Here is an 18,025-nt window from a genome sequence, read left to right as displayed (position 1 = left end):
AGAGATGGGCGCCGGTTCCGCTACCGGGCGGGTTGGGACATACCGGATGCGGCGATGGTCGGTGCGCAACGCCCGCGGACTCAAGAGAATCTATTCCGCCATCGAGCGGGTCCTGGTCTGGTGTCACCCGCTGTTGCGGCGCATCGGGTTCGCACGGCTCGACAAGCCGTTCATGAAGGTCGAGTCGATCACGAAGGGCTTCCTGCTCGACTCGCAGAATTGCGGCCAGTGCATCGTGGGTTTCACCGGACTGTCGTGCCCGATGAACTGCCCGAAGAAGATGCGCAACGGCCCCTGCGGCGGCGTCCGCGCCGACGGCAACTGCGAGGTCAAGCCCGATATGCCATGCGTCTGGGTGCTCGCGTGGGAAGGCAACCAGCGGTTGCGCGAAGAGGAAATTCCGCTGCAGGTCGTGCAGCCGCCCGTCGATCACCAGTTGATCGGCCGGTCGGCCTGGCTGCGCGAGGTGCGCATCGTGGTCGGGAACTCCAGCCATGCAGTTTGAAGACGAACCGCTGGTACCCGGCGAACGGCTGCCGATCAGGCCCGGACACTCCTCGTTCGGCCGGCTCGAACGCGTGCTGCGGGCTGGCGGCTTCGCGGTGACCGCCGAAATCGCACCGCCCGATTCGGCCAATCCGGCCGAAGTGTACGAGCGTGCGGCGCTGTACGACGGCTACGTGGATGCGATGAACGCGACCGACGGCTCGGGCGCCAACTGCCACATGTCCAGCGTCGGTATGTGTTCGCTGCTGTGCCGGCGCGGCTACGCGATGGTGATGCAGGTATCGGCCCGGGACCGCAACCGGATCGCCATCCAGGGCGACGTGCTCGGCGCGTCGGCCATGGGCGTGGCCAGCATCCTGTGCCTGACCGGCGACGGCGTGGATGTGGGCGATCATCCGCAGGCCAAGCCGGTATTCGACCTGGACTGCATGTCCATGCTCAGCATGATCCGCTGCATGCGCGACGAGTCGCGGTTCCTGAGCGGGCGCAAGCTGAGCGTGCCGCCGCCGGTGTTCCTCGGCGCCGCCGCGAACCCGTTCGCGCCGCCGCTGGACTACCGCCCGCTCCGGCTGGCGAAGAAGGTCGCCGCAGGCGCGCAGTTCGTGCAGACCCAGTACTGTTTCGACATCGAAGCCTTCAAACGCTACATGGCCGCGGTGCGTGACGCCGGAATCCACGAGAAGGTCTTCGTCCTGGCCGGCGTGGGCCCGCTGGCGTCGGCCCGGTCGGCCGAGTGGATTCGCCGCAACGTGCCGGGCGTCCATATTCCCGACGCGATCGTCCGGCGGTTGAAGGGCGCAGCGAATCAGCAGCGGGAAGGGGTGAATATCTGCCTCGAGATGATTCACCGGATCCGGGAAATCGAGGGTGTGCACGGCATACACATCATGGCCTATCGCCAGGAGCACTGGGTCGCGGAAATCGTCGAGCGGTCCGGTGTGCTGGACGGCCGCCGCCCCTGGCAGCCCCCGCTGGACTGGAAGAACGCCGCGTGGGATCGGGGTCACCCCGCGTTAACGGACGCGCCAGGCAGGCAGGCAGTGGAGAAAGTCTCATGACGGAAACAGTCATTACGTCGCCCACCAGGGAAGTGCGGATCGGTTTCGACCGGCCCTTCGTCATCATCGGAGAGCGCATCAATCCCACCGGACGCAAGGTCCTGGCGGAGGAGATGGCGCGAGGCGATTACAGCCGGGTCGAGGCGGACGCCATCGCCCAGGTCGAGGCCGGTGCGCACATGCTGGACGTCAATGCCGGCGTGCCGCTGGCCGACGAACCGAAGATGCTGGCCGACAGCGTTCAGCTTGTTCAGTCGATCACCGACGTGCCGCTGTCCATCGATTCATCCATCGTCGCGGCGCTGGAGGCGGGATTGTCCGTGTACCAGGGCAAGGCGCTGGTCAATTCGGTGACCGGCGAAGAAGAGCGGCTGGAGTCGGTCCTGCCGCTGGTGAAGCGGCACGAAGCCGCCGTCGTCGCCATTTCCAACGATGAAACCGGTATCTCCGAGGACCCGGACATGCGCTACGCGGTGGCGAAAAAGATCGTCGAACGCGCCGCCGACCATGGCATCCCCCGCGAGGACGTGGTGGTGGATCCGCTGGTCATGCCCATCGGCGCCATCAACATGGCGGGCAGACAGGTCATGCACATCGTCCGCCGGCTGCGCGACGAACTCAAGGTCAACACGACCTGCGGCGCATCCAACGTCAGTTTCGGATTGCCGAACAGAAACGGAATCAACTCCGCGTTTCTCACCATGGCCATCGGCGCAGGCCTGACCTCGGCGATCACGAATCCGCTGCACGACGACGTACTTCAGGCGGTGCTGGGTGCCGATGTCATGATGGGCCACGATCCGAACTGCACCAACTGGATCCGAAAGTACCGCCAGCCGTCGGCCGCGCGGCCGGAGCGTGAGCGCGGCGGCAGGCGCCGGCGACGCCGGTCGGCCGTGGCCTGAGCACGGCACCAGCGCCCCGCACGAGGAACTGACATGGCCAGCAAGGACGCCAGGATCGTGTTTACGCCTTCCGGACGGCGCGGCACGTTTCCCCGCGGCACCCGGTTGCTGGATGCCGCCCGCAGCATCGGCGTGGACGTGGACTCGGTGTGCGGTGGCCGCGGACTGTGCGGCCGCTGCCGCATCGTGTGCATGGACGGCGACTTCGCCAAGCACGCCATCAAGTCCCGCCCGGCGCACCTTTCGGCGCTCAACGAGACCGAGGCGAGGTACAGCGAACGTCGCCGGGAGCTTGCGAACAACCATCGCCTGAGCTGCCAGGCAGAGATCCGGGGCGATCTCGTTATCGACGTGCCTCCGGAAAGCCAGATGCACCGCCAGGTGGTACGCAAGGATGCCGAGCACCGCGAGATCAAGCTCGACCCGGCCACACGCCCCTACCACGTCGAGGTGCAGCCCGCCGATCTGCTGGAAGCCACCGGCGACCTGCAGCGGCTCTGCGACGCGCTGGCCTGGGAGTGGCACCTGGAAGACCTGGCGTGCGATCCCGCCATTCTGCCGGGATTGCAGACCGCGCTTCGGGATGGCGAATGGCGAGTCACCGCGGCCGTGCACCGGCAAACCACCCTCGTCGCCGTCTGGCCCGGCTTCAAGCCCAGCGTCCATGGCGTCGCGCTCGACATCGGTTCCACGACCATTGCCGCCCACCTCGTGAACCTGACAACGGGCAACGTGGTCGCTACCGACGGGATCATGAACCCGCAGATCCGTTTCGGCGAGGACCTGATGAGCCGGGTTTCCTACGTGATGATGCACGCGGAAGGCGCCGCCGAACTGACCCAGGCCGTTCGCCAGGGCGTGAACGACGTGATCGGTGACGTTTGCAGCCGAGGCGGCATCGACGCAGCGGACGTTGTCGAGCTTACGATCGTCGGCAATCCGATCATGCACCACCTGTTCCTGGGGCTCGATCCCCGCGAACTCGGTGGCGCCCCGTTTGCGCTGGCTGTCGATACCGCGCTCGATCTGAAGGCCCGGGACATCGGCATCGGGATTCATCCCGGCGCCAATGTCTACGTGCTTCCGTGCATCGCCGGACACGTGGGTGCCGACGCGGCCGGCATGGTGCTGGCCGAGGAGCCGCACCTGCTCGAGGAGGTTTCGCTGGTAGTGGACGTGGGCACCAACGCGGAGATCGTGCTCGGCAACCGCGACCGGCTGCTGGCCTGCTCCAGTCCCACCGGCCCGGCATTCGAAGGCGCGCAGATTTCCGCCGGCCAGCGCGCCACGCCCGGCGCCATCGAGCGCGTGCGTATCGATGCGGAGAACCTTGAGCCGCGTTTCAGCGTAATCGGTTCGGAGGTCTGGTCGGACGATCCGGGGTTCGAGGAAGCCGCGGGGGCGTCCGGAGTGACGGGTATCTGCGGATCCGGCATCATCGAGGTGGTCGCCGAGATGTACCTGGCCGGAATCATCAACGAGGATGGCGTCGTCGACGGCTCGCTGGCCGCCCGCAGCAAGCGAATCGTCGCGGACGGGCGCACCTTCTCCTACGTCCTGCACGACGGCCCGCGGCAAATACTCGTCACCCAGAATGACGTCCGCCAGGTGCAACTCGCCAAGGCGGCGCTGTACGCGGGCGTGCGGTTGCTCCAGGACCGGGCGGACTTTGACGGTATCGACCGGATACGGCTGGCCGGGGCGTTCGGTTCCCACATCGATCCGAAGTACGCGATGGTCCTCGGGCTGATTCCCGACTGCGACCTCAGCCGGGTCGAGTCGGCCGGCAACGCCGCCGGCATGGGGGCGCTGATCGCGTTGCTTAACGTACCCGCCCGTGCCGAGATCGAGGCCGCGGTTCGGAGGATCGAAAAGATCGAGACGGCGGTGGAGCCTAAGTTCCAGGAATACTTCGTGGATGCCATGGCGATCCCGAACAAGCGCGACGCCTTCCCACGGCTGTTCTCGGTGGTGACAAGGCCGGCCGGGGGGCCGAAGTCCGTCGGCGCGCGCCGGCGACGACGCAAGAGGGCGGAATCCGCGGGAGGCGAACCATGAATCGCAAGGTTTCGTTCACCGCGATGGATCACGGCACCCGCGAGGATTACGACCTGGTGGAGGCTCAGGACGCACGCAACGCGGACGAACTCGCCGACCGGGTGCTGGCCTGGCTGCGCTCGATGCACGGCGACTCGCCCTACCGGATCAGCCGCCTGGAGCACGCGCTGCAGACCGCGACCAGGGCGGAACGCGACGGCGCGGACGACGAAACCGTCGCCTGCGCGCTGCTTCACGACATCGGCGACGTAATTTCGCCGCGCAATCACTCCGAGGTGGCCGCCGCAGTGCTCGTCCCTTACGTGAACGAGAAAAATCACTGGATCGTCAAGCACCACGGGCTGTTCCAGGGCTATTACTGGCTGCAACACTACGGCCGGGACCGCAATGCCCGGGACCGCTATCGCGACCACGAGCACTACGAAGCGTGCATCGAATTCTGCGCCCGCTGGGACCAGGTTTCGTTCGATCCCGCCTACAGGACGCACCCGCTCGAACACTACGAGCCGCTTGTGCGCGAACTGTTCGCCCGACCGAAGCGGACATTTCTCTGAGCCGGCGGTGAAATCGCGAGCGAAAGTTGTCGTGATCGGAGGCGGCGTCGTCGGATGCGCCGCGTTGTATCACCTAGCCAGGAAGGGCTGGGGCAACGACGTGGTGCTGGTCGAGAAGGGCGAACTGACATCCGGCTCGACCTGGCACGCCGCGGGTCTGCTGCCGTTGTTCAACATGAGTTACTCCGTGGGCCAGGTACACAAGTACTCGGTCAATCTCTACCGGCAGCTCGAGGAAGAAACCGGCCAGCAGGTCGGGTTCAACCGGGTCGGCAACCTGCGGCTGGCCATGAACGACGACCGCATGGACGAGTACTGTCAGTATGCGGCGACCGCGAAGACCATCGGGGTCGACGTGCGCTTCCTGACGCCGGCGGAGATCAGGGCGCTCTGGCCCCTGTGCAATATCGACGGACTGGTCGGAGGCATCTTTCACCCGGAGGATGGCTACATCCAGCCCGCCGATCTGACCCAGGCGCTGGCACGGGGCGCCCGCGCACGCGGCGCTGCGATCTACCGCAATACCGCGGTGGTCGGGATCGCCCGGGCTACTTCCGGCGCCTGGGTAGTGCACACGAAAAAGGGCGACATCACCTGCGATCACGTGGTCTCCGCGACCGGGAATTACGCCCGACAGACCGGCGAGATGGTAGGACTTGACGTCCCCGTGATGCCGGTGGAGCACCAGTACATCGTCACCGAACCGCATCCCGACCTTGAGAAGCGCAAGCGCGAGGGCCTGCCCGAACTCGGCGTGCTGCGCGAATCGGACGGATCGTGGTACCTGCGCGAGGAAAACAGCGGCTTCATCCTCGGTCCCTACGAAAAAGACGCGCCCTGCTGCTATGTGGATGGCCCGGACCCGCAAGCCGAGTACGAACTGTTCCAGGAAGACATCGACCGCCTCATGCCGCACATCGAGGCCGCGATGAACCGGGTGCCGGCGTTCGCCGAGGTCGGAATCAAGAAGGTCTACAACGGCGCCATCGCCTACACGCCGGACGGCAATCCGATCATCGGGCCGGCCTGGGGCATCGAGAATTTCTGGCTGTCCGAAGGACACAGCTTCGGCATCACGGCGGCGGGCGGCGCGGGGTGGCAACTGGCGGAGTGGATCGTCGAGGGCGAGCCGACCATCGACATGCTGGGCGTCGAGCCGCGCCGCTTCGGCGAATACGTCACCAGGGACTACCTGGTCGAGAAAACCGAGGAAGCGTACGCGCACGTATTCATCATCCATTACCCGGACGAGGAACGGCCGGCCGCGCGTCCATTGCGCACCGCGCCCTGCTACGAACGAATGAAGGCGCGAGGCGCGGTGTTCGGGCAGAAGTTCGGCTGGGAGCGGCCGAATTTTTTCGCCACCGACGGCCTGCCCCAGGAAGACGACTGGTCGTTCCGCCGCTCGCGCTGGTTCGAGGCGGTCCGCAGGGAAGTCGACAACGTCACCCGCAACGTCGGCCTGCTGGACATGACGGCTTTCGCCAAGTGCCGTATATCCGGCCTGGGCGCGGAAGATTTTCTCAACCGGTTCGTCGCCAACAGTGTGCCTAAGCAGGCCGGGCGCCTGTGCCTGGCGCACGCGCTGAACCGCGACGGCGGCGTGCATTCCGAGTTCACGATCCGGCGCGAAACCGGCGATTCCTTCTACCTTGTGTCGGCCGGGGCCTTTCAGCGTCTGGACCACGACTACCTGCGCAAGCACATGCCGCAGGACGGTTCGGTGCATTTCACGCCGCTGACCGGCGCTACCGGAGTGCTGGTGGTGGCCGGCCCCAAGGCGAGAAAACTGTTGTCGCGGGTTACGCGCGCCGACCTCTCCAACGAGGCGTTTCGCTGGCTGACCGCCCGCAATATCGTGATCGGTTCGGCGCCGGTCAACGCCATGCGATTGAATTTCGTGGGCGAGCTTGGCTGGGAATTGCACCATCCGCTGGAGTACCAGAATCACATCTTCGATACGCTGTTCGAGGCCGGCGAAGACCTGGGGCTGGCGCCGTTCGGAATTCGCGCCATGGATTCCATGCGAATGGAAAAATCCTACCGGTTGGTGGGCCTGGAACTGTCGATCGAGTACTCCGCCTTCGAGTCGGCGCTGGATCGCTTCATCAAGCCGGACAAGGGCGACTTTCTCGGACGCGACGGGCTGCTGGCGGGGAGTCGGAACGGTCTCAAGCAGGTACTCGCCACGCTGGAAGTTCACGATGTCGAGGACGCCGACGCGCTGGGCAACAACGCGCTGCTCAAGGACGGCGAGACCGTCGGCCGCGCCACCAGCGGGAACTTCGGCTTCCGGGTGGGCAAGTCGCTGGCGCTGGGCATGCTGCCACCCGAACTGGCGGTTCCGGGGGCCGAGGTCGAGATCGAGGTCCTTGACAAGACCCTCCCGGCGACGGTGATTGCGGACAGCCCGTTCGATCCGGCCAACGAACGGCTGCGCGACGTAAACGGCGCCAACGGATAGCGCGCGATGAGACGATACTCGGGGCTGGCCCTGCTGCGCAACGCGCTTGACTACAACAGAAACTGGCCGCCTGCCTGGCGCAGTCCCGAGCCGAAGAAAAGCTATGACGCGATCATCGTCGGCGGCGGCGGGCACGGCCTGGCGACCGCGTACTACCTGGCCAGGGAGCACGGCCTCGGAAACGTTGCCGTGCTTGAGAAGGGCTGGATAGGCGGGGGCAACACCGGCCGCAATACATCCATCGTCCGCTCCAACTACCTCTGGACCGAGGCGTCGCTGCTGTACGAGAAATCGCTCAAGCTCTGGGAAGGATTGAGCCGGGAACTGAACTACAACGTCATGTTCAGCCAACGCGGCGTCTACAACCTCGGCCACTCGCTGCAGGACATGCGCGACATCGAACGGCGCGTCAACGCCAACCGGCTCAACGGGATCGACGCCGAGGTGCTCGGCCCGGCCGATGTCCAAAAGGCGATTCCCTGCATCAATACCTCGCCCGGCGCGCGCTATCCGATACTCGGCGCTTCGCTGCAGCGGCGCGGCGGCGTTGCGCGCCATGACGCCGTCGCCTGGGGCTTCGCGCGGGCGGCCGACGCGCTCGGCGTGGACATTATCGAACGGTGCGAGGTCACCGGCATCGAGGTCCGGGCAGGCAGGGCCGTGGGCGTCGCGACCACGCGCGGTGCAATCGCGGCCGACCGCATCGGCGTGGTAGTCGCCGGGAACGCCGGCGTGCTGGCGGGAATGGCGGGCCTGCGCCTGCCGATCGAGAGTCACCCCCTGCAGGCGTTCGTTTCCGAGCCCATCAGGCCGGTGCTGGACACCGTGGTCATGTCCGGCGCGGTGCATGGATACATCAGCCAGTCCGACAAGGGCGAACTGGTGGTCGGCGCCGGAATCGACGCCTACAACGGCTACGGCCAGCGCGGCAGCTTCCCGGTGATCGAGCATGCAATGCAGGCGATCATCGAGCTGTTCCCTGCGTTCAGCCGCGTACGCATGCTCAGAATGTGGGGCGGAATCGTCGATATCTGCCCGGACGCCTGTCCGATCGTTTCGAAAACGCCGGTTGAGGGCCTCTACTTCAACTGTGGCTGGGGCACCGGCGGGTTCAAGGCGACGCCGGGCTCCGGATGGGTGTTCGCGCATACGCTCGCCCACGATCGGCCCCACGACCTCAACGCGCCCTTCAGCCTGGACCGGTTCGCCTCCGGGGCGCTGATCGACGAACACGGCGCCGCGGCGGTGGCGCACTAACGGCACAACGCCAGGTCCCCGAGCATGCTGCTGATCGAATGTCCCTGGTGCGGCCCCCGGGCCGAAACCGAGTTCAGCTATGGCGGCGAAGCCGGTATCGAGCGCCCTGCCGACCCGTATGCACTGAGCGACGCGGAATGGGCCGACTACCTGTTCTTCCGCCGCAACCCGCGGGGGGCGCACCGGGAGCTGTGGAACCACGCCCAGGGCTGCCGGCGGTGGTTTGGCGTCGAGCGCGACACGGTCAGCTACCGCATCGAGAAGAGCTACAGATTGAGCGGCGCCGGCAGCGGCCGGCCGGTCGCAGCCCATATTGAAGCCAGCGAAGAGAAGCGCCGCTGACGATGGCCGCCGCCCAGCCGAATCGTTTGCCGAGCGGCGGCCGTATAGACCGTTCGCGGCCCCTGGCATTTTCCTTTGACGGCAAGGCCTGCGAAGGCTTTGCCGGCGACACGCTGGCGTCCGCGCTGATGGCCGGCGGAGTATCCCTGGTGGGACGCAGCTTCAAATTGCGGCGCCCGCGCGGAATCGTCGGCAGCGGCGCGGAGGAACCGAACGCGATCATGCAGATCGGCGAAGGTCAGGCCGCGCAGCCCAACCTGCCGGCGACGCAGGTCGAACTCCGCGGTGGCCTGACGGCGCGCACCACCCGCGGCTGGCCCGGCGCGCGATTCGATATCGGCGCGATCAACGACGTGTTCGGCCGGGTGCTGGGCGCCGGCTTCTACTACAAGACCTTCATGTGGCCGCGCTCCTGGTGGAAGCACTATGAGCACGCAATCCGCAAGTCGGCGGGCTTCGGGCAGGCGCCGGACGGGCCGGACCCCGACCGCTACGAGCACATGAACACGCACTGCGACGTGCTGGTGGCCGGCGGCGGAGCGGCCGGCCTGATGGCGGCGATGACGGCGGCGAAATCCGGCGCACGGGTGATTCTCGCCGACGAGCAGAACGAATTCGGCGGCAGTCTGCTCGCGTCCGCCGCGAGTATCGACGGAGTTCCGGCCGCCGACTGGGTCGCCGCCGCGGTTGCGGAACTGCAAGGCCTGGAAGACTGCTTCCTGCTGCCTTCAAGCACGGTTTTCGGTTACCACGATCACAACTTCCTGACGATTGCCCAGCGTTGCGCCGGGCCTCCGGGCAGCTCGGACGGCGAAGGGGTCCGGGAGCGGCTGTGGCGGGTCCGGGCCCGGCAGGTGGTGCTGGCGCAGGGCAGCCTTGAGCGGCCGCTGGCGTTCTGCAACAACGACCGTCCCGGCGTGATGCTGGCCTCGGCCGTCTCTGCCTACGTCGAGCGGTATGCGGTGCTGCCGGGGCGGCGCACGGTGGTCTTCACCAACAACGATTCCGCCTACCGCGCGGCGATCAGCCTGGCAGGGGCCGGGGCCGAGGTTGCCGCCATCGTTGACAGCCGCTTCGGGGGGGACGGGCGAACGGCGCCCGCCGGGGAACTGGGCGCGCGGGCCCAGGCCCTGGGTATTCCAGTGCTGGCGGGCCACGTCGTGAGCGATGTGGCCGGCCGGCGCCGGGTCACGGGCGCCAGCATCGCGCGGTGGAGTGGCGACAGTTGGGGGACAGTCAGGAGCACGATCCGCATGGACTGCGACCTCGTGGCCGTGTCGGGAGGCTGGAGCCCCGCGGTGCATCTACACTCGCAGGCTGGGGGGCGGCTTGCCTGGGACGAATCGCGGCTCTGCTTCCGGCCCGCGGAAGCGCGTCAGGCCCATGTTTCGGCCGGCGCGTGCAACGGCAAGTGGTCGCTGGGCGAATGCCTGGCCGACGGGTTGCGCGCCGGCGCCGAAGCCGTGTCGAGACTGGGACTGAAAACGGCGGCCATCAGGGCGCCGGACACGTCCGCCGATACCGGGGAAAACCCGATCGAACCCCTGTGGCGGGTCCCGGCGGCCAGGGACGCGGATCGCTGCCCCAGACAGTTCATCGACTTCCAGAACGACACCACCGTCGCCGACATTCGACTCGCCACACGCGAGGGCTATCGCAACGTGGAGCATGTCAAGCGATACACGGCGCTCGGCTTCGGCACCGATCAGGGCAAGCTCGGCAACATCAACGGCATGGCGGTGCTCGCGGACGTTCTCGGCAAGGCGATCCCTGAGGTGGGGACGACCACGTTTCGGCCAGCCTACACGCCGGTGAGTTTCGGGGTCTGCGCCGGCGAAAGTGTCGGAGAGCTTTACGATCCGGTTCGCACGACCGCGATCCATGAGTGGCATGAAGCAGCGGGCGCGCCCATGGAGACGGTCGGCCAGTGGCACCGCCCCTGGTACTTTCCGCGGGACGGCGAAGACCTGCACGCCGCGGTGGCGCGGGAATGTCTGGCTGTGCGCAACTCGCTGGGCGTCATGGACGCCTCCACGCTGGGCAAGATCGATGCCTGCGGGCCCGATGTGGTCGAATTCCTGGAGCGGATTTACACCCACAATGTCGGCAGGATGAAGGTCGGGCGCTGCGCGTACGGCGTCATTCCAGGCGAGGACGGCATGCTCATGGACGACGGCGTGATGGCGCGAACCGGCGAGCAACGCTTTTACCTGACCACGACGACCGGAGGTGCGTCGGCGGTGCTGGACTGGATGGAGAAGTGGCTGCAGACCGAGTGGCCGGAGCTTGAGGTTTACCTGACGTCGCTCAGCGACCACTATTCGACGATCGCGGCGGCCGGTCCCAACAGCCGCAGCCTGCTGGAAAAGCTGGGCTGCGATATCCCGCTGGACAAGGAGAGTTTCCCGTTCATGACCATGAAGCCGGCGGTGCTGGCGGGTATCCGCGTGATGCTGTTCCGGGTGAGCTTTTCCGGCGAATTGGCGTTCGAGATCAACATCGACAGCAACGACGCGCTGGCCATGTGGCGAAAGATCATGGAGGCCGGCGCCGATTTCAACATTGCGCCCTACGGAACCGAAACCATGCACGTGCTCCGCGCCGAGAAGGGATTCATCATCGCGGGCCAAGACACCGACGGCTCGGTGACGCCCGTGGACCTGGGAATGAACTGGCTGCTGTCAAAGGACAAGGACTTTCTCGGCAAGCGTTCGCTTCAGCGTCCCGATTGCCTGCGCGAGGACCGCAAGCAATGGGTGGGACTGCTGTCGCAAGACGGCCGGACCGTTCTGCCGGAAGGCACGCAACTCATCGGCGATGCCGGCAAGCCCTCAGCAATGTGCGGCCATGTCACGTCCAGCTATTTCAGCGCCTGCCTGGAACACCCGATCGCGCTGGCGCTGGTAGCCGGCGGGCGGCAGCGCAAGGGTGAGACCATCTACGCGGCGCAGGCCGGGCGCGACCCCCTGCCGGTACGGATCGTCTCGCCGGTCTTTTACGACCCCAAGGGACGGCGTCAGCATGTCTGAAGCGGGCCCGCCGTTCCCTCGTGTCGCCATCAGCGTTCGTTCCGGCCGCGGATTCCTCAACCTCAGGCTGAATCCAGGCGACGGGCAGGCCCTCGAGGCCGCCGGGCGCATTCTCGGCCAACCCATACCGAGGGCCGCGAATACGTTCACGGCCGGCGAGCACGAGATCTACTGGCTGGGGCCGGACGAGTGGCTGGTCGCGACCGGAGCGGAGCGCGTCTCCGCTCTCGGCAACGAACTCGCGAATGCGCTCGGCGGTTTCCACGCTGCGGTCAACGATGTGAGCGGAGGCCATGTCGAGCTGCTTGTGCGCGGCGCAGACGCGCGCGCCGTGCTGGCGAAAGGTTGCACACTCGATCTGCATCCGAGGGAGTTCGCCCCGGGGCAATGTGCACAGACCGGCCTGGGCAGGGCGACTGTGCTGCTGGCCGCCCGCGACCCGTCAACCTGCACAATCGTCGTTCGCCGCAGCTTCTCCGGCTACCTGCGCCGCTGGCTGGAGAATGCCGCGCGCCCCCACGGCGCCCGTTTGCCGGCACTCTAATGCGGGGTCAGTCCAGGAAGGCCAGTACTTCTTCCGCGATGGCAGGGGCACCCTCTTCCATGACTGCCCGGGTCACGTCCCGGCGCTCCACGAAGCGGGCGCCGGGGATGTCGGCCGCGGCCCTGCGCGTGTGTTCCTTGAGCATGTACTGGCTGGCGACGACCAGCGTTTCGTGCCGAACTTCGCGAAAGCGCGGCGCGCAATCGTAGGTGAGTGTGGCGTGGTATCCCCAATTGGCCCGTTCCCCCGCACGCAACATTTCCACGAAGTTGCCGAAAGCCCGCCTGAACGGCATGCCGTCCAGGCGCCTGGCCACGCTGAACTCCCAGGCACCGGCCAGGCTCGCCAGGTCTCCGTCGTAGCGTACCGGCGCGGTGGACTTGGGATATCGGCCGGCCTGCTGCTCAGGAGTGAAGTAAGGCACGTCAACAATGGTCATTCTTCGCACGCGGGAAGGCTCCAGCCGCGCCATCTCCACCGCCAGCAGGCAGCCGCTGTGAAAGCCCATGAGGTCCACGGGGCCGGCCGGCGCCCCGGGCGCTCCTGCAAGCGCCTCAAGTACGGTTTGCGCGAGTTCCTCCATCGAGAGCATCTCTTCCGGTGCGTCCGATCCCCCGAACCCGGGGCAATCCGGCGCGAGGACCATGCGCCGCTCGTTCAATAGCGGCGCGATCGTCTCGAAGAAAGCGCCGCTATAGGGAAACGGGTGCAGACAGACCAGGAGCGGGCCGGCAGGCTTCCGGCGCGATTCGAGATACCGCAGGTGAATCTGACCGCTTTGGGTCGATACGTAGGCCCGTTTCATGTCGGCCGGTTGCGCGCATCAATCCCCGCGCAGCGCCGGGGCGTGGGCCAGGTCCGGCTTGCGGGCGGCCAACACCTCGTCGGGACGCCGGATCGGCATGCGGTGCGGGGCGGAGCGAACCGCCTCGGGATCGCTGAGGGCCGCGTCGCGGATACGCACCATGGCTTCAATCAACGCATCCAGCGCTTCGGGAGATTCGGTTTCGGTCGGCTCGATGAGCAGGCACTCGGGAACCAGAAGCGGGAAGTACACGGTGGGCGCATGAGAGCCTTCGTCCAGCATGGCCTTGGCGAAATCGGCCGCGGTGACTCCGGTTCGATCGCGCAGGCGCTTGAGGCTGATCACGAATTCGTGCCCGGCGCGCCGTTCTGGATAGGCCAGATCGAAGCCCTCCTCCGCGAGCCGGAACGCCAGGTAGTTGGCGTTGAGCACCGCGTGGTCGGCCACGCGCTGCAGTCCCTCGCGCCCCAGCATCCTCAGGTACACCCAGGCGCGCAGCAGCACGCCGATGTTGCCGCCGTTGGCCGCCAGCTTTCCGATGCTGTCCGGACCGTCGGTGCGCCACCGGTAGGCCCCTTCGGCCTCTTCCACGTAGGGCACGGGGAGAAAGGGCTTGAGACTGCTTGCCACGCCCACGGCCCCGGCGCCGGGACCGCCGCCGCCATGCGGCGTGGAGAAAGTCTTGTGCAGGTTCAGATGCACCGCGTCAAAGCCCATGTCTCCCGGCAGCACGCGGCCCAGCAGGGCATTGAGGTTGGCGCCGTCGTAATACAGCAGGCCGCCGGCCGCGTGAACCCGTCTTGATATCTCCAGAATATGGCGCTCGAAGACGCCCAGAGTCGATGGGTTGGTGAGCATGATGCCGGCCGTGCGCGGGCCCAGGGCCTCATCCAGCGCTTCGAGTTCGATATCCCCGTCATTGCCGGTGGCGATTTCCCGAACCTTGAGGCCGCACATGGCGGCCGTGGCCGGATTAGTGCCATGCGCGGCATCGGGCACGATGATCTCGTCGCGGCCGTAGTCTCCGCGGGCATGATGGTAGGCCTTGAACATCGCCACGCCGGCGAACTCCCCCTGGGCGCCGGCCATCGGCGCCAGCGTGATGGCCTCCATGCCGGTCACCGCGGCCAGCATGTCCTGCAGTTCGTGGAGACACTCCAGCAGGCCCTGAGCGGAAGCGTCCGGAGCGGCCGGGTGCACGTCGAGAAATCCCGGCAACGAAGCCAGGCGGTGGCAAGCCCGCGGGTTGTATTTCATCGTGCAGGAACCCAGCGGGTAACTGTTCGTGTCGATCGAGAAATTCAGCTGCGACAGGCGCGTGTAATGGCGCACGACATCCAGTTCCGAGACTGCGGGAAGGGGTGCGTCCCGGTCCCGGACCAATGCCGCCGGCAGGCCCACCGGAGCGGCGCTGTCCGCGTCAGGCGCCTGCGCCCGGGCCCGCCGGCCGGGACGCGACACGTCGAATATCAGCCTGCGCGCCATGTCAGGCGGCTTGTCCGGAATCGTCGGTTTCATGTTTCGTGTAGCGCGCTGACGTAGCACGACGATTTCGCGAAGCGCGCTGACCTGGCGCGACGATTTCGCGCAGCGCGCGGGCGTAGCGCAAAATGTCGTCCTCCGTGCGCATCTCGGTTGCGCAAACCAGTAGCGCGTTGCCCAGTTCGGGATACTCGGAGGAGATATCGATGCCGCCCAGGATGCCCTGCTCCGCCAGGGCGGCGAGAACAGGGGCTACCGGGCGGTCCAGGCAAAGAACATCTTCGTGGAAAAAGGGCGCGTCGAACGCCCGCCGCACGCCCCCAATGGCGGTCAGCGCGTCCACCAGTTGCGCCGTCCGGGCGTGACAGGCCGACGCGACCCGGCGCATGCCTTCGCCGCCGAGCAAAGCCATATACAAGGTGGCCGCGACCACCATCAGCCCCTGATTGGTGCAGATGTTCGAAGTCGCCCGGCTGCGACGGATATGCTGCTCGCGCGCCTGCAGCGTCAATACGTAGGCGGTATCGCCGGCCGCGTCCACCGTCCGCCCTGCCAGTCTTCCCGGCATCTGGCGAATGTATTGAGCCTTGCAGGCCAGTAGCCCCAGGTAGGGACCGCCTCCGGACATCGGTATGCCCAGCGGCTGGCCTTCACCGCACACGATATCGGCGCCGAACTCGCCCGGCGGCCGCAACAGGCCCAGCGAAACGGGATTGATCCCCACGACCAGCAGCGAGCCCTCCCGGTCGGCGAGCGCGCGCCAGACTTCGAGGTCGGGCATACCGCCAAGGTAATTCGGCGCGGCCACGGCGATCGCGTCGAATCCGCCACCGACTTTCTCGTAAACATGGTTGAAATCGGCGCGGCCGGAATCGTCCAGGGGGGCTTCCACCAGTTCGATACCCTGACCGTTCAACAGCGTCCGCGCGACCGCTCGCCAGGCCGGGTGCAGCGAGCGCGCCACGGCAATCCGGCGAGCGTCCGACTTCTTGTTGCAGCGCACCGCCATCAGGCAGGCCTCGGCGAAGGCCGTGGCGCCGTCGTACAGCGATGCATTGGCGACATCCATGCCGGTCAGCCCGGCAATCATGGTCTGGTATTCGTAGGTGAGCTGAAGCGATCCCTGCGCGGCCTCGGGCTGGTAGGGCGTGTAATTGCTGTAGAACTCGCCCCGCGATGCGATGTCCCAGATCGCCGCGGGTATGTGGTGTTCGTAGGCGCCGCCGCCGGCGAAGCAAAGCAGCGGATCATTGCAACCGGCCCTCTGCCGGGCAATCCTCCCGATCCCCGCTTCGTCCAGGCCCGAAGGAATGCCTGGGGGTTCGTTCCGCAGCAGCGTTTCCGGGATCTCGTCGTAGAGGTCGACAACCGATCGGGCGCCCAGGCGCCGCAGCATGTCCTGGACCTGCGAGGACGTGTGCGGAACGAACGGCATTTCGGGTCAGGAATCCAGCAGTTCTTCGTACTGGTCCGGGTCCAGCAATTCCTCCCATTCGGCCGCGTCTTCCGGCGCCATTTCGAACAGCCAGCCGCCGCCGTAAGGATCATTCGAAATCTGTTCCGGTGAATCCTGGAGCGATTCATTGACTGCCACGACCTCGCCGCCCGCAGGCGAATAGACGTCGCTGGCCGCCTTGACCGATTCCACCACCGCGCACACGTCGCCGGCCGCGAACGATGCCCCAACCTCCGGAGTATCGACATAGACCAGGTCGCCGAGCTGTTCCTGGGCGTAGTCGGTCAGACCGACTACCAGCGTCCCGCTGTCTTCCCTGCGCACCCACTCGTGTTCGCTGGTGTACTTGAGATCGGTCGGTATTTCTGACACTGCTGTTTCCTCTTCAATCTTCACTGTCGCCTTGCGCGCCAACCAGAATGCGGCCGCGGCGCACGAACGGCGGCTTCACAACGGTGCACGTGGCTCCCACGCCGCGGATTTCCACCTCGCAATCGGCATACGCACCGCGCGGAATGCGCGCCAGGCCGATTGAGGCGCCCATGGTAGGCGAATAGCCGCCGCTAGTCACGATGCCCGGGCCGTGCGGAGTCCGTACCGTTTGACCGGCGCGAAGCATACCCCTTTTCTTGAGCACCAGGCCCTTGAATACGGGCAGGTCTTCGTTGTCCGCCAGTTGCTCCAGCGCACGCCGGCCCACGAAATCCCGCTGTGACGGATCCATCGCCACGGTCCACTTCAGACCGCAGTGCAGCGGCGTTACCGAGTCGTCCATGTCCTGGCCGTACAGGCACAGGCCCGCCTCCAGCCGCAGGGTGTCGCGCGCTCCCAGTCCGCACGGCGCCACGCCGGCCTCGAGCAGTGTCTGCCACAACGCCTGTCCCGTTGCCGCGTCCAGATAGATTTCAAACCCGTCCTCGCCCGTGTAGCCGGTTTGCGCGGCGAGGAAGCCGCGCGATCCCATCGCATTGAAGGGCTTCAGCGCGGCCAGTTCGCTCGCGAATTCGCCGCCGAGCACTGCCGCGGCCGCCGCCGCGCCCGTTTCCATGGCTTGCGGACCCTGGACCGCCAGGGTAACCCGCTCCTCCTCGGCCACAAGCGTTACCGGAAACGCGCGCGCGGTCTTCCGCATTTGGGCGTGCACGGAATCCACGGTTGCGGCATTGCTGACCACGCGGTAGCGGTCATCCGCCAGACGGTAGGCGATCAGGTCGTCAATGACGCAACCGGATTCATTCAGCAGGCAGGTGTAGAGGCCCGCAATCCGCTCGCCCAGGCGATCGACGTCGTTGGCCAGCAGGCGGCGCAGATAAGTCTTCGCGCCGCGCCCGGACACCATCGTCAGGGCCAGATGGGAAACATCGAAAACGCCGGCGGCCCGGCGCACGGTGTGATGTTCGGCTACCTGCGAGCCGTAGTGGAGCGGCAGCTCCCAGCCGGCGAAATCGACCAGGCGCCCGCCGCACGCGCCATGCTGTTCCCGCAGCGGCGTCGCCTTAGACGGCATACTTCACCAGCTTCCCGAATTCCGGTTGCGGTTGGCACTGCCGTAGCCCTGCTTGTG

At 66.5% G+C, this 18,025-nt stretch carries 15 protein-coding genes; 10 read left to right on the top strand and 5 right to left on the bottom strand.

All coding sequences use genetic code 11. From position 1 onward, the window contains the following. Positions 1–4: 4 nt before the first annotated feature. From F4Y72_05070 to F4Y72_05025, 10 genes are read left to right on the top strand one after another with little or no spacing between them, the layout of a single operon-like run. Positions 5–505, top strand: coding sequence for a hypothetical protein (locus tag F4Y72_05070; GenBank protein ID MXZ27658.1), 501 nt, complete (start codon positions 5–7; stop codon positions 503–505). Then, positions 495–1,565: a methylenetetrahydrofolate reductase gene (locus tag F4Y72_05065; GenBank protein ID MXZ27657.1), complete on the top strand. Its 1,071-nt coding sequence runs from the start codon at positions 495–497 to the stop codon at positions 1,563–1,565. The genes F4Y72_05070 and F4Y72_05065 overlap by 11 nt, the downstream gene beginning before the upstream one ends. Continuing rightward, positions 1,562–2,470 carry a methyltetrahydrofolate cobalamin methyltransferase gene (locus F4Y72_05060; protein MXZ27656.1) on the top strand — a complete coding sequence of 303 codons (909 nt, stop codon included), beginning with the start codon at positions 1,562–1,564 and terminating at the stop codon, positions 2,468–2,470. The genes F4Y72_05065 and F4Y72_05060 overlap by 4 nt, the downstream gene beginning before the upstream one ends. A 33-nt stretch (positions 2,471–2,503) precedes the next feature. After that, positions 2,504–4,528: a DUF4445 domain-containing protein gene (locus F4Y72_05055; GenBank protein MXZ27655.1), complete on the top strand. Its 2,025-nt coding sequence runs from the start codon at positions 2,504–2,506 to the stop codon at positions 4,526–4,528. Further along, complete coding sequence (locus F4Y72_05050; GenBank protein MXZ27654.1) at positions 4,525–5,082, top strand: HD domain-containing protein; 558 nt, start codon at positions 4,525–4,527, stop codon at positions 5,080–5,082. The genes F4Y72_05055 and F4Y72_05050 overlap by 4 nt, the downstream gene beginning before the upstream one ends. Positions 5,083–5,089: 7 nt before the next feature. Then, complete coding sequence (locus F4Y72_05045) at positions 5,090–7,546, top strand: FAD-dependent oxidoreductase (GenBank protein ID MXZ27653.1); 2,457 nt, start codon at positions 5,090–5,092, stop codon at positions 7,544–7,546. A gap of 6 nt (positions 7,547–7,552) precedes the next feature. Further along, positions 7,553–8,803: a sarcosine oxidase subunit beta family protein gene (locus F4Y72_05040; protein MXZ27652.1), complete on the top strand. Its 1,251-nt coding sequence runs from the start codon at positions 7,553–7,555 to the stop codon at positions 8,801–8,803. A 24-nt stretch (positions 8,804–8,827) separates the two neighbouring features. Continuing rightward, positions 8,828–9,145 carry a sarcosine oxidase subunit delta gene (locus F4Y72_05035; protein MXZ27651.1) on the top strand — a complete coding sequence of 106 codons (318 nt, stop codon included), beginning with the start codon at positions 8,828–8,830 and terminating at the stop codon, positions 9,143–9,145. Between the two features lie 2 nt (positions 9,146–9,147). After that, positions 9,148–12,174, top strand: coding sequence for a sarcosine oxidase subunit alpha family protein (locus F4Y72_05030; protein ID MXZ27650.1), 3,027 nt, complete (start codon positions 9,148–9,150; stop codon positions 12,172–12,174). Further along, positions 12,167–12,718: a sarcosine oxidase subunit gamma gene (locus F4Y72_05025; protein ID MXZ27649.1), complete on the top strand. Its 552-nt coding sequence runs from the start codon at positions 12,167–12,169 to the stop codon at positions 12,716–12,718. The genes F4Y72_05030 and F4Y72_05025 overlap by 8 nt, the downstream gene beginning before the upstream one ends. 7 nt (positions 12,719–12,725) lie before the next feature. Here the strand turns inward: F4Y72_05025 and F4Y72_05020 are convergent, their stop codons facing one another. From F4Y72_05020 to gcvT, 5 genes are read right to left on the bottom strand one after another with little or no spacing between them, the layout of a single operon-like run. Continuing rightward, positions 12,726–13,523 (bottom strand): alpha/beta hydrolase, encoded by a 798-nt coding sequence (locus F4Y72_05020; GenBank protein ID MXZ27648.1) that lies wholly within the window; start codon positions 13,521–13,523, stop codon positions 12,726–12,728. A gap of 18 nt (positions 13,524–13,541) precedes the next feature. Next, the gene (locus tag F4Y72_05015) at positions 13,542–15,008 is read right to left on the bottom strand and encodes a glycine dehydrogenase subunit 2 (GenBank protein MXZ27647.1); all 1,467 of its coding nucleotides are present in this window, start codon (positions 15,006–15,008) and stop codon (positions 13,542–13,544) included. Position 15,009: 1 nt separating this feature from the next. After that, a complete protein-coding gene (locus F4Y72_05010) occupies positions 15,010–16,440 on the bottom strand; it encodes an aminomethyl-transferring glycine dehydrogenase subunit GcvPA (GenBank protein ID MXZ27646.1) in 1,431 nt (476 codons plus the stop codon). A 6-nt stretch (positions 16,441–16,446) separates the two neighbouring features. After that, positions 16,447–16,833, bottom strand: a complete 387-nt coding sequence (gene gcvH / locus F4Y72_05005; GenBank protein ID MXZ27645.1) for a glycine cleavage system protein GcvH — start codon at positions 16,831–16,833, stop codon at positions 16,447–16,449. 13 nt (positions 16,834–16,846) lie between these two features. Continuing rightward, positions 16,847–17,968: a glycine cleavage system aminomethyltransferase GcvT gene (gene gcvT / locus F4Y72_05000; protein MXZ27644.1), complete on the bottom strand. Its 1,122-nt coding sequence runs from the start codon at positions 17,966–17,968 to the stop codon at positions 16,847–16,849. Between the last annotated feature and the right edge of the window lie 57 nt (positions 17,969–18,025).

It is taken from the genome of Gammaproteobacteria bacterium (genome assembly GCA_009838035.1).
Lineage (GTDB): Bacteria > Pseudomonadota > Gammaproteobacteria > Steroidobacterales > Foliamicaceae > Foliamicus.
This window is presented reverse-complemented; position numbering and strand designations above follow the sequence as displayed.

Bases quoted from the DNA above. Each gene is read 5' to 3' on its own strand.
- F4Y72_05020 (MXZ27648.1), bottom strand. From the start codon at position 13,523: ATGAAACGGGCCTACGTATCGACCCAAAGCGGTCAGATTCACCTGCGG.
- F4Y72_05035 (MXZ27651.1), top strand. From the start codon at position 8,828: ATGCTGCTGATCGAATGTCCCTGGTGCGGCCCCCGGGCCGAAACCGAG.
- F4Y72_05040 (MXZ27652.1), top strand. From the start codon at position 7,553: ATGAGACGATACTCGGGGCTGGCCCTGCTGCGCAACGCGCTTGACTAC.
- F4Y72_05065 (MXZ27657.1), top strand. From the start codon at position 495: ATGCAGTTTGAAGACGAACCGCTGGTACCCGGCGAACGGCTGCCGATC.
- F4Y72_05025 (MXZ27649.1), top strand. From the start codon at position 12,167: ATGTCTGAAGCGGGCCCGCCGTTCCCTCGTGTCGCCATCAGCGTTCGT.
- F4Y72_05055 (MXZ27655.1), top strand. From the start codon at position 2,504: ATGGCCAGCAAGGACGCCAGGATCGTGTTTACGCCTTCCGGACGGCGC.
- F4Y72_05010 (MXZ27646.1), bottom strand. From the start codon at position 16,440: ATGCCGTTCGTTCCGCACACGTCCTCGCAGGTCCAGGACATGCTGCGG.
- F4Y72_05030 (MXZ27650.1), top strand. From the start codon at position 9,148: ATGGCCGCCGCCCAGCCGAATCGTTTGCCGAGCGGCGGCCGTATAGAC.
- F4Y72_05060 (MXZ27656.1), top strand. From the start codon at position 1,562: ATGACGGAAACAGTCATTACGTCGCCCACCAGGGAAGTGCGGATCGGT.
- F4Y72_05070 (MXZ27658.1), top strand. From the start codon at position 5: ATGGGCGCCGGTTCCGCTACCGGGCGGGTTGGGACATACCGGATGCGG.
- gcvT (MXZ27644.1), bottom strand. From the start codon at position 17,968: ATGCCGTCTAAGGCGACGCCGCTGCGGGAACAGCATGGCGCGTGCGGC.
- F4Y72_05015 (MXZ27647.1), bottom strand. From the start codon at position 15,008: ATGGCGCGCAGGCTGATATTCGACGTGTCGCGTCCCGGCCGGCGGGCC.
- F4Y72_05050 (MXZ27654.1), top strand. From the start codon at position 4,525: ATGAATCGCAAGGTTTCGTTCACCGCGATGGATCACGGCACCCGCGAG.